The 25,561-nt window shown below is 56.4% G+C and carries 21 protein-coding genes and 1 pseudogene; 4 read left to right on the top strand and 18 right to left on the bottom strand.

Annotated elements, in window-relative coordinates:
• Nucleotides 1–110: 110 nt before the first annotated feature.
• The 15 genes from ltrA to yceD form a co-directional block, all read right to left on the bottom strand.
• Nucleotides 111–1,337: a group II intron reverse transcriptase/maturase gene (gene ltrA / locus EDF82_RS01315; protein ID WP_227540087.1), complete on the bottom strand. Its 1,227-nt coding sequence runs from the start codon at nt 1,335–1,337 to the stop codon at nt 111–113.
• A gap of 588 nt (nt 1,338–1,925) precedes the next feature.
• On the bottom strand, nt 1,926–3,359 hold the full coding sequence (gene ptsG / locus EDF82_RS01310; protein ID WP_123753827.1) for a PTS glucose transporter subunit IIBC: 1,434 nt from the start codon (nt 3,357–3,359) through the stop codon (nt 1,926–1,928).
• Nucleotides 3,360–3,663: 304 nt separating this feature from the next.
• Nucleotides 3,664–4,449 carry a metal-dependent hydrolase gene (locus EDF82_RS01305; protein WP_123753826.1) on the bottom strand — a complete coding sequence of 262 codons (786 nt, stop codon included), beginning with the start codon at nt 4,447–4,449 and terminating at the stop codon, nt 3,664–3,666.
• Nucleotides 4,450–4,459: 10 nt separating this feature from the next.
• Nucleotides 4,460–5,464 (bottom strand): DNA polymerase III subunit delta', encoded by a 1,005-nt coding sequence (gene holB / locus EDF82_RS01300; protein WP_123753825.1) that lies wholly within the window; start codon nt 5,462–5,464, stop codon nt 4,460–4,462.
• Nucleotides 5,461–6,102 carry a dTMP kinase gene (tmk, locus tag EDF82_RS01295; RefSeq protein ID WP_123753824.1) on the bottom strand — a complete coding sequence of 214 codons (642 nt, stop codon included), beginning with the start codon at nt 6,100–6,102 and terminating at the stop codon, nt 5,461–5,463. The genes holB and tmk overlap by 4 nt, the downstream gene beginning before the upstream one ends.
• Entirely contained in the window at nt 6,092–7,114 is a 1,023-nt protein-coding gene (gene yceG / locus EDF82_RS01290; protein WP_123753823.1) for a cell division protein YceG, read from the bottom strand. Before yceG ends, tmk begins: the two co-directional genes overlap by 11 nt.
• 2 nt (nt 7,115–7,116) lie before the next feature.
• The gene (gene pabC / locus EDF82_RS01285) at nt 7,117–7,926 is read right to left on the bottom strand and encodes an aminodeoxychorismate lyase (RefSeq protein WP_123753822.1); all 810 of its coding nucleotides are present in this window, start codon (nt 7,924–7,926) and stop codon (nt 7,117–7,119) included.
• 130 nt (nt 7,927–8,056) lie between these two features.
• Nucleotides 8,057–9,298: a beta-ketoacyl-ACP synthase II gene (gene fabF / locus EDF82_RS01280; RefSeq protein ID WP_123753821.1), complete on the bottom strand. Its 1,242-nt coding sequence runs from the start codon at nt 9,296–9,298 to the stop codon at nt 8,057–8,059.
• 86 nt (nt 9,299–9,384) lie between these two features.
• Nucleotides 9,385–9,621: an acyl carrier protein gene (gene acpP / locus EDF82_RS01275; protein ID WP_000103754.1), complete on the bottom strand. Its 237-nt coding sequence runs from the start codon at nt 9,619–9,621 to the stop codon at nt 9,385–9,387.
• A 210-nt stretch (nt 9,622–9,831) separates the two neighbouring features.
• A complete protein-coding gene (gene fabG, locus EDF82_RS01270) occupies nt 9,832–10,566 on the bottom strand; it encodes a 3-oxoacyl-ACP reductase FabG (protein ID WP_123753820.1) in 735 nt (244 codons plus the stop codon).
• Nucleotides 10,567–10,578: 12 nt separating this feature from the next.
• On the bottom strand, nt 10,579–11,508 hold the full coding sequence (gene fabD / locus EDF82_RS01265; RefSeq protein WP_123753819.1) for an ACP S-malonyltransferase: 930 nt from the start codon (nt 11,506–11,508) through the stop codon (nt 10,579–10,581).
• A gap of 15 nt (nt 11,509–11,523) precedes the next feature.
• On the bottom strand, nt 11,524–12,477 hold the full coding sequence (locus EDF82_RS01260; protein WP_123753818.1) for a beta-ketoacyl-ACP synthase III: 954 nt from the start codon (nt 12,475–12,477) through the stop codon (nt 11,524–11,526).
• A 54-nt stretch (nt 12,478–12,531) separates the two neighbouring features.
• Nucleotides 12,532–13,629, bottom strand: coding sequence for a phosphate acyltransferase PlsX (plsX, locus tag EDF82_RS01255; RefSeq protein ID WP_123753817.1), 1,098 nt, complete (start codon nt 13,627–13,629; stop codon nt 12,532–12,534).
• Nucleotides 13,630–13,771: 142 nt separating this feature from the next.
• The gene (rpmF, locus tag EDF82_RS01250; protein ID WP_000290724.1) at nt 13,772–13,945 is read right to left on the bottom strand and encodes a 50S ribosomal protein L32; all 174 of its coding nucleotides are present in this window, start codon (nt 13,943–13,945) and stop codon (nt 13,772–13,774) included.
• Nucleotides 13,946–13,961: 16 nt separating this feature from the next.
• Nucleotides 13,962–14,483, bottom strand: coding sequence for a 23S rRNA accumulation protein YceD (gene yceD, locus EDF82_RS01245; protein ID WP_123753816.1), 522 nt, complete (start codon nt 14,481–14,483; stop codon nt 13,962–13,964).
• Nucleotides 14,484–14,624: 141 nt separating this feature from the next.
• On the opposite strand from yceD, the gene EDF82_RS01240 reads away from it, so the two are divergent.
• Entirely contained in the window at nt 14,625–15,209 is a 585-nt protein-coding gene (locus tag EDF82_RS01240) for a nucleoside triphosphate pyrophosphatase (protein WP_123753815.1), read from the top strand.
• A 127-nt stretch (nt 15,210–15,336) separates the two neighbouring features.
• Nucleotides 15,337–16,575 (top strand): MFS transporter, encoded by a 1,239-nt coding sequence (locus EDF82_RS01235; protein ID WP_227540086.1) that lies wholly within the window; start codon nt 15,337–15,339, stop codon nt 16,573–16,575.
• A 34-nt stretch (nt 16,576–16,609) separates the two neighbouring features.
• Here EDF82_RS01235 and rluC read toward each other — a convergent pair whose 3' ends face one another.
• A complete protein-coding gene (gene rluC, locus EDF82_RS01230; RefSeq protein ID WP_187042905.1) occupies nt 16,610–17,563 on the bottom strand; it encodes a 23S rRNA pseudouridine(955/2504/2580) synthase RluC in 954 nt (317 codons plus the stop codon).
• Between the two features lie 822 nt (nt 17,564–18,385).
• Between rluC and rne the strand changes: the two genes are divergently transcribed.
• Complete coding sequence (gene rne / locus EDF82_RS01220) at nt 18,386–21,586, top strand: ribonuclease E (protein ID WP_123753812.1); 3,201 nt, start codon at nt 18,386–18,388, stop codon at nt 21,584–21,586.
• Between the two features lie 76 nt (nt 21,587–21,662).
• Here the strand turns inward: rne and EDF82_RS01215 are convergent.
• A pseudogene (locus EDF82_RS01215) lies at nt 21,663–22,687 on the bottom strand (LysR family transcriptional regulator).
• 16 nt (nt 22,688–22,703) lie between these two features.
• Here EDF82_RS01215 and EDF82_RS01210 point away from each other — a divergent pair.
• Nucleotides 22,704–23,918, top strand: a complete 1,215-nt coding sequence (locus EDF82_RS01210) for an MFS transporter (protein WP_123753810.1) — start codon at nt 22,704–22,706, stop codon at nt 23,916–23,918.
• Nucleotides 23,919–23,970: 52 nt separating this feature from the next.
• On the opposite strand, the gene murJ is transcribed toward EDF82_RS01210, so the two are convergent.
• A complete protein-coding gene (murJ, locus tag EDF82_RS01205) occupies nt 23,971–25,506 on the bottom strand; it encodes a murein biosynthesis integral membrane protein MurJ (RefSeq protein WP_123753809.1) in 1,536 nt (511 codons plus the stop codon).
• Between the last annotated feature and the right edge of the window lie 55 nt (nt 25,507–25,561).

The raw sequence follows: 25,561 nt of genomic DNA, 5'->3' as shown, positions 1-25,561 counted from the left end.
TTTATTTCAGGCAATAGGGATAGGAGCTGATCTCACGATCAGCCTCCTCCCACACCACCGTACGTACGGGTCCGTATACGGCGGTTCAGCTATGTTTATCGTCGCCTGTCTTATATATCTGGCAGGCCCATTTCTCTGAACAACTTATTTGGCAGGGCTATGCACAACGCTGGCGATTGACTGACCCGCCATTGCTTGTGGCAGCTACCTACGGTCTGGGCGGCAAGGTCCTTACTTACACCCCTTATTCTGAGCTCGTTATAGCGCGTTCGTCCTTTCTTCCACTGTTTCCACAGCAGACTGCGCAGTCTCCTTCTTACCCAGCTCAGCAGGCTGCGCGTCAGCGACGGCAGCTCATTCAGACTGTAGTAGTTCCTCCATCCCGTCAGATACGACCTGAGCTCGCCGATGACCTGTTCCAGACTACGACCCCGGCTTCGCCCCGTTATTCCTTTCAGGCAGGATTTCGCCCGTCTCATCGATTCCGGAGCGATGAGAACCCACGCTCTCCCTTTGCCGGCGCTGATGCTGTAACCCAGAAACTTACGTTCGCCCGGTGGGGACACCGCGCTCTTCCGCTCGTTTACCTTCAGTTTCAGCTTCTTCTCCAGCCAGAGTGTGACGCTTTCCTTCACTCGTTTACCGGCTCTTTCACTTCTGACGTAGATATTGCTGTCGTCTGCGTAGCGGACATGCTTCAGACCTCGCTTTTCAAGCTCGCGATCCAGTTCATCCAGCAACACATTCGACAGCAGCGGCGACAGCGGACCACCCTGCGGTGTCCCTTCTGTCTGCGGGCTGACCAGACCTGCCTGCATAACTCCTGCATTCAGGAAGGCCCGGACTAGCTGTAGCACCCGCTTATCCTTTATCCGCTTTGCCACCCGGCTCATCAGCACATCGTGGTTTACCCGGTCAAAGAACTTTTCAAGATCAATGTCCACCACCCAGTGGCGGCCTTCTTCCACATACGTCTTTGCCCGCTTCACTGCCTGATGTGCTGACCTCCCGGGGCGGAACCCATAGCTGTTGTCGCTGAAGGTCGGATCCCACTGGCTTTGCAGCACCTGCATCACCGCCTGCTGGATGAACCTGTCCGTTACCGTCGGGATACCCAGTTGTCGGGTGCCTCCCCCGGGTTTCGGTATGTCCACCCTGCGGACTGGCTGAGGCTTATATCTGCCAGCCAGCAGACTGCTCCGAAGTTCCGGCCACTGACGTTTCAGATGCTCAGGAAGTTCGCTCACGCTTATTCCGTCCACACCCGGCGCGCCTTTGTTGGCTTTCACTCTCTTCAGCGCCTGTTTCAGATTTTCCTGGCTGAGGATAACCTCCATAAGGCTATCCCCGGACGACGGGCTTTCCCGTTCCTGCGGTGTCTGCGCGGTTTCAGCCCCTGACGGGGCAGGACTCGGGGCTTCACCCCTTCTGCTCTCATCGGGGTCGCATTGCGTTTTCTGCTGCATGACCGTTCAGAACCTCTGGTGGGATCCACCGCTCATTACTGTTCGGGCCTTCGGGTTTTCCCTACTATGCCCTCTGCTGACTTCTGCATAACGATCAGCGCATCTCACGATGCACTCAGTCCTGAATGCAGGACGCTATACAGACCTCCCGGGGTAAGTCCGACCGCCTTCACCACACACCTGCCTGATTTACTCATACGACCCTTGATGGCTATGGCCTTCGCGATCATATGCTCGCTCTGCCGATCGGATGAGCCTTGTATCAGGTTTCTGTTCGTCAGGTCATGGTTTTGCTCCACGCTTCCTTCAGACCCCACCTCACGATGACGCCCTTGCGTTTCTCTAGTCCTTCGCCACCATCAGGCTGGACAGGGGACTTTCACCCCCGAGCTGTCGGACATGCCCGGCACACATAAAAAAGGCAGCCATTCGGCTGCCTTAGTCTCCCCACATTACCACTTAGTTGCTGCGGATGTACTCATCCATTTCAGTTTTCAGGTTATCGGATTTAGTCCCGAAGATAGCCTGAACACCTGAACCTGCAACAACCACACCTGCAGCACCCAGTTTTTTCAGGCCAGCCTGATCAACTTTTGCTACGTCAGCAACGCTGACACGCAGACGGGTAATACATGCGTCGAGGTTAGTAATGTTTTCTTTACCACCGAAGGCGGCAATCAGTGCTGGCGCCATTTCGCTGGTCGCACCGACTTTGCTGTCTTCAGTCGAATCTTCACGGCCCGGCGTTTTCAGATCCAGTGCTTTAATCAGCACGCGGAAAACAACGTAGTAAACGATGGCGTAGCAGATACCGACGATTGGGAACAGCCACAGTTTGCTGCTGTTACCGGACAGAACGATGAAGTCGATCAGACCGTGCGAGAACGATGTGCCGTCACGCATACCCAGCAGGATACAGATCGGGAATGCCAGACCTGCAAGAATTGCGTGGATGATGTACAGGATCGGCGCAACGAACATGAAGGAGAACTCGATCGGCTCGGTGATACCGGTCAGGAACGAGGTCAGCGCTGCGGAGATCATGATACCGCCCACTTTCGCGCGGTTTTCCGGTTTAGCGGAGTGCCAGATAGCGATAGCGGCAGCCGGCAGACCGTACATTTTGAACAGGAAGCCGCCAGACAGTTTACCTGCAGTCGGGTCACCTGCCATGTAGCGCGGGATATCGCCGTGGAAGACCTGGCCTGCGGCGTTGGTGTATTCACCAATCTGCATCTGGAAAGGAACGTTCCAGATGTGGTGCAGACCAAACGGTACCAGGCAGCGTTCGATGAAGCCGTAGATACCGAATGCCACAACCGGGTTCTGATACGCAGCCCACTGAGAGAAGGTCTGAATAGCACTACCGATCGGTGGCCAAATGAAGGAGAGGATCACGCCGGTGAAAATAGCGGCCAGACCGGAGATAATCGGAACAAAACGCTTGCCCGCGAAGAAGCCCAGATACTCTGGCAGCTTGATGCGATAGAAGCGGTTGAACATGTAGGCTGCAATAGCACCAGAGATAATACCGCCAAGTACACCAGTATCTGCCAGGTGTTTGGCCGCAATTTCTTCAGCAGGTAAATGCAGAACCAGCGGTGCAACGACTGCCATGGTTTTCACCATGATGCCGTAAGCCACAACGGAAGCCAGCGCAGAAACGCCGTCGTTATTGGTGAAGCCAAGCGCCACACCGATAGCGAAGATCAACGGCATATTAGCGAAGACTGAACCGCCCGCTTCTGCCATGACGTGAGAAACAACGGCTGGCAGCCAGCTGAAGTTTGCGGAACCGACGCCCAGCAGGATACCTGCGATAGGCAGTACGGAAACCGGCAGCATCAGCGATTTACCGACCTTCTGCAGGTTAGCAAATGCATTCTTAAACATAATTGAGAGTGCTCCTGAGTATTTGGTACTTTTTTACGCTTTCACGCATTGGCCCGGGGGGAGAACCGTGCCGTGGACAGGACATCTAAGCGCCCTTTATTTATTACACAGAGTAAAATAATTACCGAAAAGATTGTTTGACGGCTATCACGTTTCAATCAGTCAGCGCTGAAAAATTTACACCATCTTACATAAGCTGTATCTGGATGTTGCAAAAAGCCATTCACCGCCTGTTTTGTGGCGGTGAACTTTACTCGCTTTGCGTATTAATTACGAGCCTTAAAATAATAGAAAGATCGACAGGTTACAGCCGGGAGGGGTCAATGTGGAACAGGCTGGCAAAGTTCTCTGTGGTCTGTTGTGCCAGCTGTTCGAGCGAAACGCCCTTCAGCACCGCCATGTACTCCGCAACGTCGCGTACCATGGCCGGCTGGTTCTCTTTGCCACGATGCGGAACCGGCGCCAGGTACGGCGAATCGGTTTCCACCAGCAGGCGATCGAGCGGCACATAGCGCGCAGCATCGCGTAGCTGCTCGGCATTACGGAACGTCACGATGCCGGAAAACGAGATATAGAAGCCCATATCCAGCAATTTACCCGCGGTCTCCCTGTCCTCAGTGAAACAGTGTAGTACGCCACCGCAATCCGTCACCTTTTCTTCCTGCAAAATAGCCAGGGTATCGGCACGGGCGTCACGGGTATGAACGATGACCGGTTTATTGAGTTCGCGGCCAATGCGAATATGGTCGCGGAAAGAGGCCTGCTGGCGGGGTTTTGTTTCCGGCGTGTAAAAATAATCCAGCCCGGTTTCGCCCATCGCGACAACGCCCTCTTCCGCCGCCAGCTGACGCAGTTCGTCGACGTCGTACTCCTCGTCCTGATTAAGCGGGTGAACGCCACAGGAGAAAACCACGTTGTCACGCGGCCCGACCAGCTCGCGCATGCCGCGGTAGCCCGGCAGGGTCGTGGCCACGGCGAGGAAAAACTTCACGTCACGCGCGGCGGCTTTTGCCAGCACATCGTCCACGTCTTTATGCAGCGTTTGATAATCCAGACCATCCAGATGGCAGTGGGAGTCGACTAAAAACATAATGTCTCGCTCAGAGGTGGGATACGGGCAGTACCGTCCCGGGTTGCAGGTAATGTTCCCAGCGCAGAAGGCGCTCGGTAAGCAGCAGTTCGCGGTTGACGCCGACGACGTTCAGCAGCCGATCGCGGCAGGTACTGACATCGCGCGCAATGGCCTGTAAACGAGCGGCAGGCAGCGTCCGGGCAAGTTGGTTGACCAGCGCCCAGGCATCAGGGTTGCTCACCTGGGTGATGCCCTGTTGCCGTTTTTGTGCATCCAGCAGCAGCGATGCCAGCCAGTGCAGACGAACTGCAGCCTGTTCGTGATTCAGGATAGACAACAGCGACAGCCAGTCGCCGCTGGTTAAGACATTTTCCAGGGCGGCGATCAGCTGCTGGCGGGCAGCCCAGTGGCTCTCCTGCAGCAGATCCAGCGCGGCGGCGGGCGCATTGGCGCTCAGGCGCAGTGCCGAAAGCAGCGCCTCCTGCGGCAAGGACACCTCACGCTCCAGCCACGCCAGCCCATAGGATTCCGCCGGCGGCATCAGGTGATACAGACGACAGCGGCTACGCAGCGTCGCCAGCAGGCGCGCAGGCTCCTGGCTGACCAGGAAAAACCAGGTATTCTCCGGCGGCTCTTCCAGGGTTTTTAACAAGGCGTTAGCCGCAGCATCGGTTAACTGCGCGGCGTCAGCGATCCACACCACCTTGGCGCCGCCCAGACGCGAGCGCTCATACAGCTTTTCGTTGACGTCACGCACGGCGTCGATCCCGAGGGCGCTTTTGCCCTTTTCCGGCGCGAGGGTATAGTAATCGGGGTGCGTGCCCGCCTGCATCAGCTGGCAGCTATGGCAATGTCCGCAGCTTTTGTTCCCTTCCGGCTGTCGGCACATCAGATAACGACACAGCGCGTAGATCAGCGCATCGCCTCCCATGCCAGGCAGTGCCTGAAGCAGTAACGCATGGTGACCCCGTCCAGCCTGATAGCTGGCGACTAATTGCTCAAATGACGGGCGTAACCACGGGTACCATTTCATGCGCGTTGCTCCGCCACCCACTGGCTGATGAGCGCGTGGATATCACGGGCGACAGCGTCCAGCGGCTGCGTGGCGTCAATGGTACGAATCGTCGGGTCCTGCGCCGCCAGCTCGAGATAACGCGCCCGGGTACGGTTGAAGAAATCCAGCGACTCCTGTTCAATACGGTCGAGGTCGCCGCGGGCACGTGCGCGTTTCAGCCCGACTTCCGGCGTCACATCCAGGTACAGCGTCAGGTTCGGACGGAAATCCCCCAGTACTGCGTCACGCAGAGTGGCGAGCATGGTCTGGTCAATACCACGACCACCGCCCTGATAGGCCTGGGTCGACAGATCGTGACGGTCGCCAATCACCCACTGTCCACTGGCCAGCGCTGGCTTAATCACCGTCTCCACCAGTTGTACGCGGGCGGCATAAAACATCAGCACTTCGGCTTTGTTATTAATGACTTCATCGCCGGTTGACTGGATATCCAGTACCAGGCTGCGCAGTTTTTCAGCGAGAATGGTCCCGCCCGGTTCCCGGGTAAACACCAGATCGCTGATGCCCGATTGTTGCAGCGCCTCCACGACCAGATTGCGTGCCGTGGTCTTTCCCGCGCCTTCCAGGCCCTCGATGACAATATAATTACTGCGCATTTTTTTCCTTAAGTACTTTCAGATAATCCTGTACCGAGCGGTTGTGGCTGGCCAGATTAGTATTAAACGTATGCCCGCCTTTGCCATCGGCAACAAAATAGAGATACGGCGACTTCGCCGGGTGGGCCGCTGCGTTCAGCGATGCCTCTCCCGGAGCGGCGATAGGCCCTGGCGGCATGCCGGCGATCACATAGGTATTGTAAGGCGTCGGCGTTTCAAGATCTTTGCGGCTCAGCTTGCCATTATAGCTCTCACCCATCCCGTAGATCACCGTCGGGTCGGTCTGCAACCGCATGCCAATCCGCAGACGGTTAATAAACACCGACGCCACGCGGTCGCGCTCTTCCGCAACCGCCGTCTCTTTCTCAATGATCGATGCCATCGTCAGCAGCTGATTCTGATCTTTGTACGGCAGATTATCCATCCGCCCTTCCCAGGCCTTATTGACCTGAGTAACCATTTTCTGATGCGCACGTTTGAGGATCGCGACATCGCTGGTATTGGCGGTATACATCCAGGTGTCCGGCCAGAACCAGCCTTCAACCCAGTCCGCATGTTCAAGATCCAGCGCTTTGGCGACCGTCGCGTAGCTGTCGTCGGCCAGCGTATGTTTGACATAAGGCGCATCGCGAAGCTGGCGCAGATAGTCGCTGACCCGCATCCCCTCGACGAAACGCAGCGGGAACTGCGCCTCTTTGCCGCTGCCCAACAGCTGCAGCATCTCGCGCACCGTCATGGATGGCGTGAGGCGGTAAGTACCGGCTTTAAAGTGGGATAGTTCAGGCTCCAGGCGCAGCAACCACTGGAATACGCGTGGTCGGTTAATCACCTTGTCGCTATAGAGCTGTTCCCCTAACGCCATGCGTCCGGTGCCGGCCTCCAGGGTGAAGATGGTCTCTTCTTTAATCAACAGCGTGCTGCTCGCCAGCTGGCGAACCTTCCAGATGCCCGCGCCAGCAGCGATGCCCAGCACCACTACCAACAACAGGATAAAACGTAACATTTTCTTCATGACTAACCAGACAGCTCACACAGTGGGGCTAAAAAATGATAAAGCTCTCGCGAGGACCAACATGTGTCGTCCCAGCGGCGAACCGGTACCAGCGGCATCAGCGCGTTGCAAATCAGCACTTCGTCAGCCTCCCGCAACGCATCGGGCTCCGCTGTGACTTCGACAACGCGAAACGGAGATTGTGCCAGCTGCGCCATACAGTGTTGGCGCATAATGCCGTCGACCCCCGCCTGATCGAGGCGCGGCGTAAAGACCGTCGTCCCCTTGCGCCAGAACAGATTCGCGGCACAGCATTCCGTAAGCCACCCGTCGCTGTCAAGAACCAGCGCCTCATCGGCTTCCGTCTGCTCAAGATGAGACCGGATCAGCACCTGCTCCAGCCGGTTCAGGTGCTTCAGCCCGGCCAGCGCCGGGTTACGTCCCAGCCGAATCGGGCTAAGCGCCAGGGTAATGCCGGTCTCTTGCCAGCGGGAATAGTGTGCCGGGTAAGGCGAAACGCTCAGAATACGCGTCGGCGCCTGGCATGCCGTACCGCTATAGCCGCGACCGCCGGCACCACGGGTCAGAATGACTTTCAGCACGCCGCTTTGCTGCGCACGGGCGAGTTGCTGCATTTCCGCTTCCAGCGTTTGCCATTGCGTGTAGGGGATCAGCAGTTTTTCACAGGCCTGCTGTAAACGTCGCAGATGAGCGGGCAGCATGTGTACCTGATTCCCGGCAATACGCGCGGTGGTAAAGCAGCCGTCGCCAAACTGTACGGCCCGGTCACTGGCGGCCAGGGTGTTCTGTTCAATGCCATTAATCAAGAACATAGCGGCTCCTTATCGATGGCCTGTCAGTGTCTCAGGATGAATGTCGTGGGACAAGCAGAGAAAGCTGAAGAAAAAAGAAGGCCTGCATAAAATGCAGGCCTGAGAGAAGTCAGCGGGTTAAGCCAGACGCTTAGACCTTTTTAAAGATCAGCGACCCGTTAGTCCCACCAAAACCGAAGGAGTTACACAGGGTGTATTCCATACCGGCAACCTGACGCGCTTCGTGTGGCACGAAGTCCAGGTCACAACCGTCATCCGGATTATCCAGGTTGATGGTCGGCGGAACCACGCCATCGCGCAGCGCCAGAATGGAGTAGATAGATTCTACTGCCCCGGCGGCGCCCAGCAGGTGCCCGGTCATTGATTTGGTTGAGCTGACCATCACGCGGCTTGCTGCATCACCGAAGACCGACTTAACAGCCTGCGCTTCTGCTTTATCGCCAGCCGGCGTGGAGGTACCGTGTGCATTGACGTAAGCGATTTGACCCGCTTCAATCCCGGCATCGCGGATAGCGTTAACCATCGCCAGCGCAGCACCCGCGCCGTTCTCCGGCGGAGAGGTCATATGGTAAGCATCGCTGCTCATGCCAAAGCCGACGATTTCTGCGTAGATTTTCGCGCCGCGTTTTTTCGCGTGCTCGTACTCTTCCAGCACCACCATACCCGCGCCATCGCCCAGTACAAAACCGTCGCGATCTTTGTCCCACGGACGGCTCGCAGCCTGTGGGTTTTCGTTGTGGGTAGAGAGCGCACGTGCAGCACCAAAGCCACCCACGCCAAGCGGGGTACTGGCTTTTTCTGCACCACCGGCCACCATTGCGTCAGCATCGCCATACGCAATGATACGCGCGGCCTGACCAATGTTGTGTACGCCTGAAGTACAAGCTGTCGCGATAGAGATACTTGGTCCACGCAGACCAAACATGATGGTCAGATGCCCGGCCACCATGTTAACAATTGTAGACGGTACAAAGAACGGGCTAATCTTACGAGGGCCACCATTCGTTAAAGAACTATGGTTTTCTTCGATCAGGCCGAGGCCGCCAATACCGGAACCAATAGCGGCACCGATGCGGGTTGCGTTCTCTTCCGTTACTTCAAGACCAGAATCCTGCATGGCCTGAACGCCAGCGACAATTCCATATTGAATGAAGGCATCCATCTTGCGCTGTTCTTTGCGCGAGATAATGTCATCACAGTTAAAATCCTTTACTAAGCCAGCAAATTTTGTTGCATAGGCGCTAGTATCGAAATGGTCGATCAGGCTGATGCCACTCTGACCGGCAAGGAGAGCTTTCCAGGTAGACTCTACGGTATTGCCGACAGGAGACAACATGCCCAGTCCGGTCACAACTACACGACGCTTAGACACGGTTGTCCTCCAGGGAGGGAAAATAGATTCTTGTGGGACAAAAAGATAAAACTCAGGCGGTCGAATGACCGCCTGGAGATGTTCACTTACGCCTGGTGACCGTTGATGTAATCAATGGCAGCCTGAACAGTGGTGATTTTCTCAGCTTCTTCGTCCGGAATCTCAGTATCAAACTCTTCTTCCAGAGCCATTACCAGCTCAACGGTGTCAAGAGAATCAGCGCCCAGGTCTTCAACGAAGGAAGCATTGTTGGTAACTTCTTCCTGCTTAACGCCCAGCTGTTCGCCGATAATTTTCTTAACGCGTTCTTCGATAGTGCTCATACTCTTAAATTTCCTATCAAAACTCGCTTTCGCGATGGTTTTCGTAGTGTATAAAATGTTGAAAAATTTGCAACTAAATCCCGGCAGGTCTTACCACGATTTTACGCTATTTTGAGGCCGTTTGCCCTCAGAACGCAAATCATTTTGCACAAAACAGTATGAGGGATCGCACAGACTGCGCGGTTCCTGAACGTTTTGTGCAAATCTCGGTCAGACCATGTACATTCCGCCGTTGACGTGCAGGGTTTCACCAGAGATGTAACCTGCTTCGTCAGAAGCTAAGAATGCAACCGCACTGGCGATTTCTTTTGCATCGCCGAGGCGACCCGCCGGAACTTGCGCCAGAATACCCGCACGCTGATCATCAGACAGCGCACGCGTCATGTCCGTTTCAATAAAGCCCGGAGCAACAACGTTAACCGTAATACCGCGGGACGCGACTTCACGTGCCAGCGATTTACTAAAACCAATCAGACCCGCTTTCGCCGCAGCGTAGTTGGCCTGACCAGCATTTCCCATGGTACCGACCACAGAACCGATAGTAATAATGCGGCCATGACGCTTTTTCATCATAGCGCGCATTACTGCTTTTGACAGACGGAAAACTGATGACAGGTTGGTTTCGATAATATCGTTCCACTCGTCATCTTTCATCCGCATTAACAGGTTATCACGAGTAATACCGGCATTGTTAACCAGGATATCAACTTCACCAAACTCTGCGCGAATATTTCCCAGAACAGATTCGATAGATGCTGGATCGGTCACATTCAACAGCAGACCTTTACCATTCGCACCTAAATAATCGCTGATCGCCTGCGCACCGCTCTCGCTGGTGGCAGTACCAATCACTTTCGCGCCACGGGCGACGAGGGTCTCTGCGATTGCGCGGCCAATACCGCGACTTGCACCGGTAACCAGCGCGACTTTTCCTTCAAAACTCATGGTATTCCTCTTTTATTGCTCAAGCGCCGCAGACATCGCTGCAGGCTCGTTAAGCGCGGAAGCGGTCAGGGTGTCAACAATACGTTTAGTCAGACCGGTGAGGACTTTACCCGGACCGACTTCATACAGGTGCTCTACGCCCTGGGATGCCATAAACTCAACGGTTTTGGTCCACTGAACCGGGCTGTACAGCTGGCGAATCAAAGCGTCACGAATCGCATCAGGTGCCGTTTCACATTTCACATCAACGTTGTTCACAACGGCAATAACCGGTGCGTTGAAGGTGATTTTCTGCAGTTCAAGCGCCAGTTTCTCTGCCGCTGGTTTCATCAGCGCACAGTGGGAAGGCACGCTCACCGGCAGCGGCAGCGCACGTTTAGCGCCCGCCGCTTTACAGGCAGCGCCAGCACGCTCAACGGCTTCTTTGTTGCCGGCAATGACCACCTGACCCGGAGAGTTGAAGTTTACAGGAGAAACCACCTGCCCTTCAGCAGACTCTTCACAGGCTTTCGCAATGGACGCATCGTCAAGGCCGATAATGGCGGACATCGCGCCGGTGCCTTCCGGTACCGCTTCCTGCATGAATTTACCGCGCAGCTCAACCAGACGCACGGCATCAGCAAAATCAATCACCCCGGCGCAAACCAGCGCGGAGTATTCACCGAGGCTGTGACCAGCCAGCAGTGCCGGGGCTTTGCCGCCCTGCTGCTGCCAGGCACGATACAGCGCCACGGAAGCGGTCAACAGTGCAGGCTGAGTCTGCCAGGTTTTGTTCAGTTCTTCTGCCGGGCCCTGCTGAACCAGCGCCCACAGATCGTAGCCCAACGCCGCAGAGGCTTCGCGAAATGTCTCTTCAATAACCGGAGAGGTTGCTGCCATGTCAGACAACATACCGACGGTCTGAGAACCCTGTCCCGGGAACACAAAAGCAAATTGCGTCATGTCTAAATCCTTATACTAAAAACGAACCAGCGCGGAACCCCAGGTGAAACCGCCACCAAAGGCTTCCAGCAGAATCAGCTGACCACGTTGAATGCGGCCATCGCGTACCGCTTCATCCAGCGCACAAGGAACGGAAGCCGCAGAAGTGTTGCCGTGACGGTCAAGCGTCACAACCACATTATCGATCGACATTCCCAGTTTTTTCGCCGTCGCGCTGATGATGCGCAGGTTCGCCTGATGCGGCACCAGCCAGTCCAGCGCGGAGCGTTCGAGATTGTTCGCTGCCAGCGTCTCATCAACAATGCGCGCCAGCTCGGTCACTGCCACTTTAAATACTTCGTTGCCAGCCATGGTCAGATAGATCGGGTTTTCCGGATCCACGCGATCGGCGTTTGGCAGCGTCAACAACTGGCCGTAACGACCATCTGCATGCAGATGAGTAGAGATAATGCCTGGCTCTTCAGACGCGCCCAGCACTACGGCACCCGCACCATCACCAAAGATGATGATCGTCCCGCGATCGGTTGGATCGCAGGTACGAGCCAGAACGTCAGCGCCAATCACCAGCGCATAATCGACTGACCCGTTTTTGACATATTGATCGGCAATGCTCAGCGCATAGGTAAACCCTGCGCAGGCTGCTGCAACGTCGAAGGCCGGGCAACCATTAATACCCAGCATAGACTGAATCTGACAGGCTGAACTTGGAAACGCGTGAGTCCCGGAGGTGGTCGCAACAATGATCAGACCAATTTGCTCCGGCGAAACGCCCGCCATCTCCAGCGCATTTTTTGCCGCTTCAAAACCCAGCGTAGCAACGGTTTCATTCGGTGCAGCAATACGACGTTCACGGATACCCGTACGGGTGACAATCCACTCGTCAGACGTATCTACCATTTTCTCCAGGTCGGCGTTAGTACGCACTTGCTCGGGCAGATAGCTGCCGGTACCAATAATCTTCGTATACATGTACGCTCAGTCACTCTAGGGTAATATACCCGCCTTGTTCGAACCGCTGGTGCGTCAGTCTTGCAGGCTCGTCCCGCTTTGCTGACGGGAGTTGCCGTTGCTGTCGCCCGTGGGCAGTTCAAAACCAGCTGGGTATAAAGATTCCAGGCGAGCGGCAATCCGCTGAGGAATCTGCCGCTGCACCGCCTGCACTGCCTGCTCTATCGCCACGCTGAAGGCGCGCTGATTGGCAGCACCATGACTCTTAATCACGGAACCGCGCAATCCTAACAGACAGGCGCCATTATACTGGTCGGGGTTGAGGTGACTGAATCGCCTGGCCAGGCTCTTTTGTAACCAACGCTTCAATAACAGCAGCCACCACGACCGTTTTTTGCCCTCACCCTGCGATTTCAGCAGCGAAAGGAACATTCTGACAACACCTTCCATAGTTTTTAATGTGACGTTGCCCGTGAATCCATCACAAACCAGTACATCGGTTTTGCCCGTCAATAATTCGTTAGCTTCAAGATAGCCGATATAGTTAAGTGACGGCAGCGTTTTCAACACTGCGGCAGCATCGCGGATGCTGCTGAGCCCTTTCATCTCTTCTTCGCCGATATTCAGCAGCGCGACGCGAGGATTCTCAATTCCGACCACTTCTTCTGCCAGCACCGCCCCCATCACTGCAAACTGCACCAGCATCGTGCTATCACAATCGACGTTGGCGCCTAAATCCAGCACCACCGTTTTGCCCTTCTGCTGATGCGGCAGAACCGTCACCAGCGCCGGACGCTCAATCCCCTCAATGGGCTTGAGTAATAATTTTGCCAATCCCATCAGCGCACCGGTATTCCCCGCGCTGACACAAGCTTGCGCCCGGCCTTCTTTTACTAACTCCAGCGCCACGCGCATTGAGCTTCCGCGACTGCTGCGGATCGCTTGTGCGGGCCGCGCATCACTAGCAATAACTGACTGCGCAGGGATGACCTGCAGTCGCGAACGTTGTTCGAAATCAGCTTTGGCAAGTAATGGCGTGATGGTGTCGGGATCGCCGACTAAAAGAAGTGTGAGTTGCGAATTAGAGTTCAGTGCCTGCAGTGCTGCAGGCACTGTCACGGTGGGGCCAAAATCGCCCCCCATGACATCTAACGCCAGGGTTAGACGTGTCAAGGTATCGTCGCTGCCCGCTTCGGTTATTCCCCAGTTGCCTGGGGATATCCTCGCTAAGCTTCATCACGCTTTTACTCTTTGTCTTTTACACAACAAGTCGCTTGCGCTTTCTTGTCACGAAAATCCATGGAGTAGTGCGTGATTACTTAGCGATGACCTTGCGACCGCGGTAGAAACCGTCGGCAGTGATGTGGTGACGCAGGTGTTTCTCACCAGAAGTTTTGTCTACAGACAGGCTGGTGACTGCGGTCAGAGCGTCATGGGAACGACGCATGCCACGTTTGGAACGGGTTGGTTTATTCTGTTGTACGGCCATGGACCTTACTCCTCAATTACTTATGCTTTAAGCTGGCTAATACGGCAAATGGATTTGGTTTTTGTGCCTCTTCAGGCAGTTCACCAAACACCATGTCCGCGTCGGACACTTCACAGTGTTCAGAATCATGCACCGGAACTACAGGCAAGGAGAGAATGATTTCATCCTCGACCATCGCTTGCAGGTCGATTTCACCGAATTCGTTAACCTCAATCGGCTCATACGCTTCCGGGAGTGCCTCAGCCTGCTCATCATTTTTGATCGGGCTGAAACAATACGTTATGTGGACATGACGGGGGAACGGTTTCCCGCAACGCTGACATTCGAGGGTTACTGACACCTTTGCATCACCGGTAATAACGGCAAGGCGCTGATTATCAATAGCGAACGACATGCTGCATTCCACATCGCTGTCCACGCTGACTACAGAATCGGCTACACGTTCAACCTGATCACGGGCATAAATACCTTCGTAATCGAGGCGTTTTTGAGCCGTGCGGACCGGATCAAGAGTCAGGGGTAATTTTACCTTTTGCATAGGGCGCGCATATTAACTTTGTAATGTCATAGAGTCAAAGAAAAAGGCAGCCTCAGGTTGCCTTTCGCCATTTATTCGCACACATTGCGGCCCATAGTTTAAAATGATGCTCTTCGAAGCGCTATATGTGGATGAAAAAATATGTCTGAGATTATCCTGGCGTCGACATCGCCCTGGCGACGCATGCTGATGGAAAAGCTGGCGATGCCGTTTGACTGCGCGGCGCCTGATGTCGATGAAACCCCACATCCCGGCGAACCTGCTCGCCAGCTGGTGGTTCGTCTGGCACAGGCGAAAGCCCAGGCTCTGGCCGCACGTTACCCGAATCACTTAATTATAGGCTCTGACCAGGTCTGCGTTCTGGACGGTGAGATCACCGGCAAACCCCACACCGAGGAGAATGCCAGACGCCAGCTGCGTGCCGCGAGCGGGACGATTGTTACCTTCTATACCGGGCTGGCACTCTATAATTCAGCGAACGGTCATTTACAGACCGAGTGTGAACCCTTTGATGTCCATTTTCGCCATTTAAGCGATCAGGAGATCGACCATTACGTCCGCAAAGAGAACCCGCTGCACTGTGCCGGAAGTTTTAAAAGTGAAGGACTCGGTATTACGCTGTTTGAACGCCTTGAGGGGCGCGATCCCAATACCCTCGTGGGCCTGCCGCTGATTGCGCTGTGCCAGATGCTGCGTCGGGAAGGCTGTAACCCGCTGTTAAGCTAGTCCCTCCCTTTTTCGGGCCGGAGTCGCCGCTCTGGCCCTGCTGCCGGTCATCACTTTTTCGTCATAGCTTTTTCAGCGCGCTGCCAGTACTCTCCATTTATTCCCCCTTTGCCGACCAAAACTCATCGTGGACTCACTTTCAGCAAAACCTGCCGCCGCCAGGATGTGGCTACCTATTGCGCTCGCCAGCCTGATATTGCTCATCACCATGGGCATTCGTCAGACCGTCGGCCTGTTCGTCCATCCGCTGATGGGCGAAACCACCATGAATATCGCCGAAATCAGTATGGCGCTGGCGATTGGTCAACTGATGTGGGGCGCATTTCAGCCGCTGTTTGGCGCCTGGGCCGACAAACGCGGCGCGCTGGGTGTGTTGGTGATCGGCGCTCTGCTGATAGCCCTCGGGCAGCTGGCGACGCTGTGGGCGACCTCCTTCTCCTCGCTGACCCTGGCCCAGGGCCTGCTCAGCCCGGCGGGTGCGGCCGCAGGCAGCTTTTCCGTCCTGATCGGTATCGTCGCCGGGCGTTTGCCGACCGATAAAGGTTCGATGGCCAGCGGGCTGATTAACGCCGGCGGCTCTATGGGGCAATTTATTTTTGCGCCGCTGGTGCAGCTGATCGTCAGCCTGCGCGGCATGGCTTCCGGGCTGATCTTTCTGGCGATGGCGGCGCTGGCGACGCTGTTCCCCTCGTGGTTGCTGTGCCGGGATAGCGTGAAAAAGGCCGATACCTCATACGCCAGCGTACCTGAACCAGGGCTGAAGCAGCAGATCCATGCGGCGTTTCGCAATCGTAGCTACCTGCTGTTGCATACCGGATTTCTCACCTGCGGCTTCCATGTAGCCTTTTTGACTACCCATCTCCCAGGTGAAGTCACGCTGTGTGGGCACGAAGCCTCGGTCTCGGCGGTCAGCCTGTCGCTGATTGGTCTATGTAATATTGCCGGCAGTATCTTCGCGGGCTATCTCGGCAAGCATTTTCCGATGAAATATATCCTCGCCGTGCTGTATGCCTCACGTGCGGTGCTGATTGGTCTGTTCCTGGTTTCCGACAAAAGCGTACTCGACTTTTATATTTTCGCCGCGGCGATTGGCTTTACCTGGCTTGCGACCGTGCCGCCGACCGCCGGGATCATCGGGAAGCTGTTCGGCACGCGCTATCTGGCGACCCTGTTTGGCTTCACCCTGTTCAGCCATCAGATTGGCGCTTTTTTCGGTGCCTGGCTTGGCGGACTGGCGATGGAGCACAACGGTAATCTGGATTGGGTATGGTATGCGGATATCGCTCTGGCCCTGCTGGCGGCGCTGGTGAACTTACCGATTAAAGAAAAGAGCGTCGCCGTTAGTCTTAACGAAACGACGCCGTAGCCTGCAGCGGCGGACCGACGGCCCGCCGGGAGAATTACTTGGTTTTACGCAGCACCTGCAGACAGCGCTTGAGTTGGCCATCAAGCGGGGCCTCGACGCGCATTTCCTCACCCGTTCCCGGATGGGTAAATTTCAGCGCGGCGGCGTGCAGGAACAGACGGTTGAGGCCGGTACCCGCTAACTGCTTATCGAACTCACGGTCACCATAGCGATCGTCAAAGGCGATCGGGTGGCCCGCGTACTGCGTATGCACACGGATCTGGTGGGTACGCCCGGTCACCGGGCTACAGCGTACCAGCGTCGCATGGGTATAGCGCTCTTCAATCTTAAAGCGGGTCTCTGACGGCTTACCTTCCTGGCTGACGCGGACAATACGTTCGCCGCTTTGCAGGATATTTTTCAACAGCGGCGCCTGCACCACTTTGGTGTGCGACTGCCACTCCCCGCGCACCAGCGCCAGGTAATCTTTTTGCATGCCTTTTTCGCGCAGCTGTTCATGCAGCGAACGCAGTGCAGAACGTTTCTTCGCCACCAGCAGCACCCCGGAGGTATCGCGGTCAAGGCGATGCACCAGCTCAAGGAAGCGCGCTTCCGGGCGCAGGGCTCGCAGGCCTTCAATCACGCCGAAGCTCAGACCGCTGCCGCCGTGTACCGCGGTTCCGGAGGGCTTATTGAGCACCAGAATATGATCATCTTCATACAGAATCACGTCCGCCAACGCGGCGACCTTCTGCAGATGCGGAGAGATCGCTTCATCTTCACGCTCGGCGACCCGAACCGGTGGGACCCGAACCTCGTCGCCCGCTTCCAGTTTGTATTCCGGCTTAACGCGTTTTTTATTCACCCGCACCTCGCCTTTACGCAAGATGCGATAAATCATGCTCTTCGGTACGCCCTTCAGCTGCGTACGCAAAAAGTTATCGATACGTTGCCCCGCTTCATCGGCGGTAATGGCAATCATTTTTACGCTTGGAGTCTCAGTTTTCATGGTGCGCGATTCTAAATAGCCCGACGCATTAGCGCCACTCATTTTTATATGCTTATATTTATCATTATCCGGTTTCGAGTGGATGCTTCATCGTCGTTTTGTTTGTTATTAGAACAATCTCAATGAGCTGGTGAAAAAACTGTGAGTAACCGGGTGATAAAAGGTAAAAGTCAACTTGCTATAACAAGCTTAGCAATGGAATAATGATGCTGTTTTCCGTGTTGAATCTTGTTAGAACAAGAAATTAGCGGAATGACCAATTTTGTCTGACCGATCATCCACGCAGCAATGGCGTAAGACGTATTGATCTTTCAGACAGTTAGCGGGCTGCGGGTTGCAGTCCTTACCGGTACAGGCCTCTATGGATTTCACGTCGCAGGAAGGCGTCGACTCCGGGTATTCCCGGGTGCTCTTCTCAGTCCACTGATTGAGATGAGCGGGTTAAGCCACTACCTCTGCAACGTGAAAGACGACGAGATATACGCAACGTGATTCAGGATGCGTCAAGGCGGCGAAAGAAGAGAAACCCCGATACTGACCTCGTCAGTGGCAGGGGTGAACGAGCATAGCCGACGCAGAAGCAACCTGAAAAGTGACGCGTATAAATGGAATCTTCTCTGGTGATACATCCCAGGCTGTTCCCCTGCTAATTGCGCTGTGTTTCCGTTTGAAATACAGGCGACCGACACTCTGCGCCTCTTAAGCGCGCGACAACCGTGAGGTTGGCGACGTGAAACAGACACGAGGCCATCGGTTTTCCCCGGCAAGGCAATACTCTGCCCGCAGCTTAGTCGTCAATGTAAGAATAATGAGTAAGTTACGATGAAAAGAATGTTAATCAACGCAACTCAGCAGGAAGAGTTGCGCGTCGCCCTTGTTGATGGGCAGCGCCTGTACGACCTGGATATCGAAAGCCCCGGGCACGAACAGAAAAAAGCGAACATCTACAAAGGCAAAATTACCCGTATTGAACCTAGCCTTGAAGCGGCATTTGTCGATTACGGTGCCGAGCGTCATGGTTTCCTCCCCCTCAAAGAAATCGCCCGCGAATACTTCCCTGCCAATTACAATTCTCATGGTCGTCCGAACATAAAGGATGTGCTGCGTGAAGGTCAGGAAGTCATTGTTCAGATAGATAAAGAAGAACGTGGCAACAAAGGTGCTGCGCTCACTACCTTTATCAGCCTGGCGGGAAGCTATCTGGTTCTGATGCCGAATAACCCACGCGCTGGCGGTATCTCACGCCGTATCGAGGGTGATGACCGTACTGAACTGAAAGAAGCGCTGGCCAGCCTTGAGCTGCCAGACGGGATGGGGCTTATCGTACGTACCGCAGGCGTCGGCAAATCAGCCGAAGCCCTGCAGTGGGACCTGAGCTTCCGCCTGAAACACTGGGAAGCTATCCAGAAAGCCGCAGAAAGCCGCCCGGCGCCGTTCCTGATCCACCAGGAAAGCAACGTCATCGTGCGCGCATTCCGTGACTACCTGCGCCAGGACATCGGCGAAATCCTGATCGATAACCCGAAAGTGCTTGAGCTGGCTCGCCAGCACATTGCCGCGCTGGGTCGTCCGGATTTCAGCAGCAAAATTAAACTGTACACCGGTGAAATCCCGCTGTTCAGCCATTACCAGATCGAATCGCAGATCGAATCCGCTTTCCAGCGTGAAGTGCGCCTGCCTTCCGGCGGCTCTATCGTTATCGACAGCACCGAAGCATTGACCGCTATCGATATCAACTCCGCTCGCGCAACCCGCGGCGGCGACATCGAAGAGACAGCGTTTAACACCAACCTGGAAGCGGCCGATGAGATTGCCCGTCAGCTGCGTCTGCGTGACCTTGGCGGTCTGATCGTTATCGACTTTATCGACATGACCCCGGTTCGCCACCAGCGTGCGGTTGAAAACCGTCTGCGCGAAGCCGTCCGCCAGGACCGTGCACGCATTCAGATCAGCCACATTTCCCGCTTCGGTCTGCTGGAGATGTCACGTCAGCGTCTGAGCCCGTCACTGGGTGAATCCAGCCACCACGTCTGCCCGCGCTGTAGCGGTACCGGTACCGTGCGTGACAACGAATCGCTGTCGCTCTCTATCCTGCGTCTGATTGAAGAAGAAGCGCTGAAAGAGAATACCCAGGAAGTTCACGCTATCGTGCCGGTGCCGATTGCGTCCTACCTGCTGAACGAAAAGCGTGCCGCTGTGAGCGCCATCGAAACCCGTCAGGGCGACGTTCGCGTGATCATCGTGCCGAACGATCAGATGGAAACGCCGCACTACTCTGTTCTACGCGTCCGTAAAGGCGAAGAGACCTCAACCCTGAGCTATCTGCTGCCGAAACTGCACGAAGAAGAGATGGCGTTGCCAGCCGATGAAGAACCGGCAGAGCGTAAACGTCCTGAGCAACCGGCCCTGGCGACCTTCGTGATGCCAGACGTCCCGCCAGCGCCAGAACCAGCAGCGCCTGTTGATGCTCCGGTTGCTGCAAAAGCTGCCGCCGCGTCTGCTACCGTTGCCGCACCAGCTCAGCCTGGCCTGCTCTCGCGTTTCTTCGGCGCCCTGAAAAACATCTTCTCCGGCGCGGAAGAAGCCAAACCGGCTGAACCGCAGCAGGTTGAGAAGAAAGCTGAAGAGAAACCAGAACGTCAGCAGGAACGCCGTAAACCGCGTTCCAACAACCGCCGCGATCGCAACGATCGTCGTGATAACCGCGATAATCGTGACAACCGCGATAACCGTGACAACCGCGCAGAAAATGGCGAAGGTCGTGAGCCGCGTGAATCCCGCGAGGAAAACCGCCGTAACCGTCGCGAGAAACCGCAGCAGAACGTCGAGCAGCGTGAATCTCGTGTAGCGACGGCCGACGATGCTGATAAAGGCAAAACCCGCGATGAGCAGCAACCGCGTCGCGAGCGTAACCGTCGTCGTAACGACGATAAGCGTCAGGTATCCCAGGAAGCGAAAGCGCAAACCCGTGACGAGCCGGTTGTTCAGCCGGAAACCGAGCAGGAAGAGCGTGTTCAGACCCTGTCGCGTCGTAAACCGCGTCAGTTAGCCCAGAAGGTTCGCATCGAGTCAGCTGCGGCTGAAACGGTTGAACAGGTTGTTGAAACCGCTGCCGTTGCCCAACCGGAAGTCGCTGCTCCGCGCACCGCTCTGGCGAAAGTCGACCTGCCAGCCGTTGTCGAAAACCACGCTGAGCATGACGATAGCAACGAAGCACGTGAATCCAACGGGATGCCGCGCCGCTCACGTCGTTCGCCGCGCCATCTGCGCGTCAGCGGCCAGCGTCGTCGTCGTTACCGCGATGAGCGTTACCCGAGCCAGTCAGCCATGCCGCTGACGGTTGCCTGCGCATCCCCGGAAATGGCTTCAGGTAAAGTGTGGATCCGCTACCCGGTGGTTCGTCCGCAGGATCAGCAGGAAGAGCAGCAGGTTGCTGAAGTCGTTGCTGAGGCTATTGCCCCTGTCGCAGCCGCCACGGTTGTTGAACCAGCTCCGGTTGTTGAAGCAGCCCCAGTTGTTGAAGCAACTCCGGTTGTCGAAACAGCCCCGGTTGTCGAAACAGCCCCGGTTGTCGAAACAGCCCCGGTTGTCGAAACAGCCCCGGTTGTTGAAGCAACTCCGGTTGTTGAAGCAACTCCAGTTGTCGAAGCAGCTCCGGTTGTCGAAGCAGCCCCGGTTGTTGAAGAAGCTCCGGTTGTCGAAGCCGCTCCGGTTGTCGAAGCCGCTCCGGTTGTTGAAGCCGCTCCGGTTGTCGAAGCCGCTCCGGTTGTTGAAGCAGCCCCGGTTGTTGAAGCCGCCCCGGTTGTTAAAGCCGCGCCGGTCGCCTCCGTGGCGAGCGTTGCCAACCACCATGCTACGGCACCGATGACCCGCGCACCGGCTCCGGCGTATGAGCCAGAAGCACCGCGTCACAGCGACTGGGTTCGCCCGTCCTTTGACTTCGGTGGCAAAGGTGCCGCAGGCGGTCACAGCGCGACCCACCAGGCAACGGCGGAACCAACCCGTCCACAGCCTGTCGAGTAAGCGCGACATCACCTGTAAAACCGGCCTTCGGGCCGGTTTTTTTTTGCGCCTACCCTACAGGCTATTTTATTTACCATTATTCTCCTTCTGGCCGTTTCATCCCGGCCACCTGCGGCATCACCTCCCGCATCAGATCGAGAAATTTCCGCAGGCGGGTTGGATAATAACGTGCCCACGGATAGACCAGATGTACCGGCAGTGAAGCCGCCCGCCACGAGGCAAACGGCTCAACCAGCCGCCCGGCGGCAATATCCTCGGCCACCGCCCAGCTAGACACGATTGCCACCCCCAACCCCGCCAGCGCGGTATTGCGCGCCACGTACACGCTATCGGTACTCAGACAGGGGACAATGCCAAACGTCAGTTCCTGGCCATCCTCCTGCTGCAGCTTCACTTCATGCTGGTAGAACGTGCTGATAGCAACCCACGGCAGCTGTGACAGATCCTCGGGCCGGGTTAATGCCGGATAACGCGCCAGCAGCGCGGGCGAAACCACCAGACTGCGCGGGACTTCTGCTAACAACACCGACACCGTCGCCGGGTCAACTTCCGCGCCCACGCGAATCGCGCAATCGATATTGTCACTGAGGAAGTCGACGGTTTTGTCGTTGAGCATCCACTCCACCGCCAGTTGCGGATAACGTTGCAAAAAGCTGACCAACGGATCTAATAGCTGCTGCTGGCCGAAGGCATGAGGCGCTCGCACCCGCAAGATGCCCACCGGCCGGTCGTCCGCAATACTCAAATCATCTTCCAGAGCCAGCCACGCATCCATCACCTGCCGCGCGTGCTGGTAGCAACGCTCGCCATCTTCGGTCAGTTTCATCGCATGGGTGGTGCGCAGGATCAGCTTGCTGCCGAGCATCCCTTCCAGCGACTGCAGGCGGCGGCTCACCGTCGCCTGAGTCGTCTCCAACAGTAGCGCCGCTGCGGAAAGCGAACCAGCCTCAACAATGCGAATAAAGGTCCGCATCAGTTCAATCCGATCTATACGCTCCGACTTTTTCATCGTCTTTTCTCTATACGTTCTACGTATAACCGTTTTACCACCACGCTATCTACCGCGCCAGCCGTATTCAGGGAACAATAGCGCCATCTCATCTACGAGGACTTCATCATGACTCCAACGCCGTTATCCTCCCGCGAGGCAGGCTGGATTATTTTCATACTCGCCCTTGGCGCTGGCTTTAGCGTCGCGTCCATTTATTACGCTCAGCCCCTGCTGCCCTTAATGGGAGCCAATCTGCATCTCAGCGTTGAAGGGATGGGGCTGGTCCCGACCCTGACTCAGGCGGGCTACGCGCTGGGCATTCTGTTCCTGCTGCCGCTCGGCGACCGTCACGATCGACGGACGCTGATCCTGATGAAAAGCGCGGCGCTGGCGGTATTGCTACTGCTGTGCAGCCTGACGGGGCAACTGACCTCACTGCTGGTGGTCAGCCTGCTGATCGGTATGGCCGCCACGATGGCGCAGGATATTGTCCCGGCCGCGGCGATTCTCGCGCCGGCGGGAAAACAGGGGAAAATGGTTGGCACGGTGATGACCGGCCTGCTGCTGGGGATTTTACTCTCAAGGACCGTCAGTGGCCTCGTCGGGGCGCTGTTCGGCTGGCGCGTGATGTATCAGGCCGCGGCGGTAAGCATCGCGCTTATTGGGTTGCTGATGTGGCGCATTCTGCCCCGCTTTGCGATCCACTCTACCCTGAGCTATCCGCAACTGATGGCATCGATGGCGCACCTCTGGCGACGCTACCCCGCCCTGCGTCGCGCCGCCGTGGCTCAAGGCTTTTTATCTATCGCCTTTAGCGCCTTCTGGTCAACCCTGGCGGTGATGCTGCTCGAACATTATCAGATGGGTAGCGCCGTCGCCGGAGGATTCGGTATCGCCGGGGCCGCCGGGGCGTTAGCCGCACCGCTGGCCGGCGGGCTGGCCGATAAATATGGCGCCGCCAGAGTGACCCAACTGGGTGCCGGGCTGGTGACCGTCTCGTTTGCCCTGATGCTCCTGATGCCGGCATTGCCGCCGCATGGCCAGTTGATATTGATCGGGCTTTCGGCTATCGGTTTTGACCTTGGCCTGCAGTCCAGCCTGGTGGCGCACCAGAACCTGGTGTACAGCCTGGAACCACAGGCCCGCGGCCGACTGAACGCCCTGCTGTTCACCGGCGTATTTATCGGCATGTCGCTCGGTTCAGTCCTTGGCAGTAAGCTGTACGTGCTGGCTGGCTGGAACGGCGTGGTGATTCTGGCCGTGGTGACCGGCGCCATCGCCCTCGCCATCCGCCTGCGTGAAAGCGCCAGTCTGGCTGCCGCTCAGCGGGTAAACCCATAAAAAAACCCGCTCCGCAAAGCGGAACGGGTCTCTTTCACTCTGACGCATCGTTTCAGGCGGTGCGTCGGGCAAACTCTTTGATTCTGAAGCCCAGCAGCAGCAAGGTGGCGAAATAAGCCACCACGCCCACCACCACCACCGCCATCAGACGCAGCAGACGGTACGGCATTGACCCCAGCGACCATTCAGGCATCAGATACATCATGCCGAGCAGCGCCGCGGACATCACCAGCACCGCCACTACCAGACGCAGCAGGAACGAGAACCAGCCCGGCTGCGGGGTGAAAATCTTCTGCTTACGCAACTGCCAGTAGAGCAAACCGGCGTTAAGACAGGCCGCCAGGCCGATAGACAGCGACAGACCCGCATGCTTTAACGGCCCGATAAAGATCAGGTTCATCACCTGGGTCATTATCAGCGTCACGATGGCGATCTTCACCGGGGTTTTGATGTCCTGACGCGAGTAGAACCCCGGCGCCAGCACCTTAACCACGATCAATCCCATCAGCCCGACGGAATAAGCCACCAGCGCGCGCTGGGTCATCGCGGCATCAAAGGCGCTGAATTTCCCGTACTGGAACAGCGCCACGGTCAACGGCTTGGCGAGGATCCCCAGCGCCACCGCGCTCGGCAACGCCAGCAGGAAACACAGGCGCAGGCCCCAGTCCATCAGGCGGCAATACTCATCATGGTTACCGCTGGCGAAGCTTTTTGACAGCGACGGCAGCAGAATCGTCCCTAGCGCCACGCCCAGCACTCCGGACGGGAACTCCATCAGACGGTCGGCGTAATACATCCACGACACGGAGCCCGACACCAGGAATGAAGCAAAAATGGTGTTAATAATTAAAGAAATCTGGCTGACAGAGACGCCGAGGATCGCCGGCCCCATCTGTTTTACTACTCGTATCGCCCCCGCATCTTTGAGGCTGATACGCGGCAGGACCAGCATGCCGATTTTTTTCAGGTGCGGCAGCTGATAGGCCAGCTGCAGCACGCCGCCGACGGTCACCGCCCAGGCCATCGCCAGCATTGGCGGATGGAAATACGGGGCGGCGAACAGCGCAAAGCCAATCATGCTGACGTTGAGGAACGTCGGAGCAAACGCCGGAACGGAGAAGCGGTTCCAGGTATTGAGGATCGCCCCGGCCAATGAGGCCAGCGAAATCAGCAGAATATACGGGAACGTGATCCGCAGTAGTTGGGTGGTCAATGCAAATTTATCAGGACTGTCGGCAAAGCCCGGCGCGGTCACGGTGATAACCCAGGGCGCTGCCAGCATACCCAGCACGGTCACTAGCGCCAGCACCAGCGTCAGCAGGCCAGAAACATAGGCCACAAACACCCGGGTCGCATCTTCGCCCTGCTTGCTCTTATACTCCGCCAGAATCGGGACAAATGCCTGAGAGAATGCCCCTTCTGCAAAAATACGCCGCAGTAAATTGGGTAATTTGAACGCCACGAAAAAGGCATCCGTCGCCATCCCGGCGCCAAAAATTCGGGCGACGATCGCATCACGCGCAAACCCGAGAACGCGCGAGAACATCGTCATCGAACTGACTGCCGCCAGTGATTTTAATAGGTTCATTAACGTGTTATTCCACAACCCTGAAGTAAAACGCCCGCAATGGCGGGCGCTGGAA

Source organism: Klebsiella sp. BIGb0399 (assembly GCF_003752615.1).
Lineage (GTDB): Bacteria > Pseudomonadota > Gammaproteobacteria > Enterobacterales > Enterobacteriaceae > Klebsiella > Klebsiella lignicola.
Note: the sequence above shows the minus strand (reverse complement) of the source record. Positions and strands in the feature narration are given on the sequence as shown.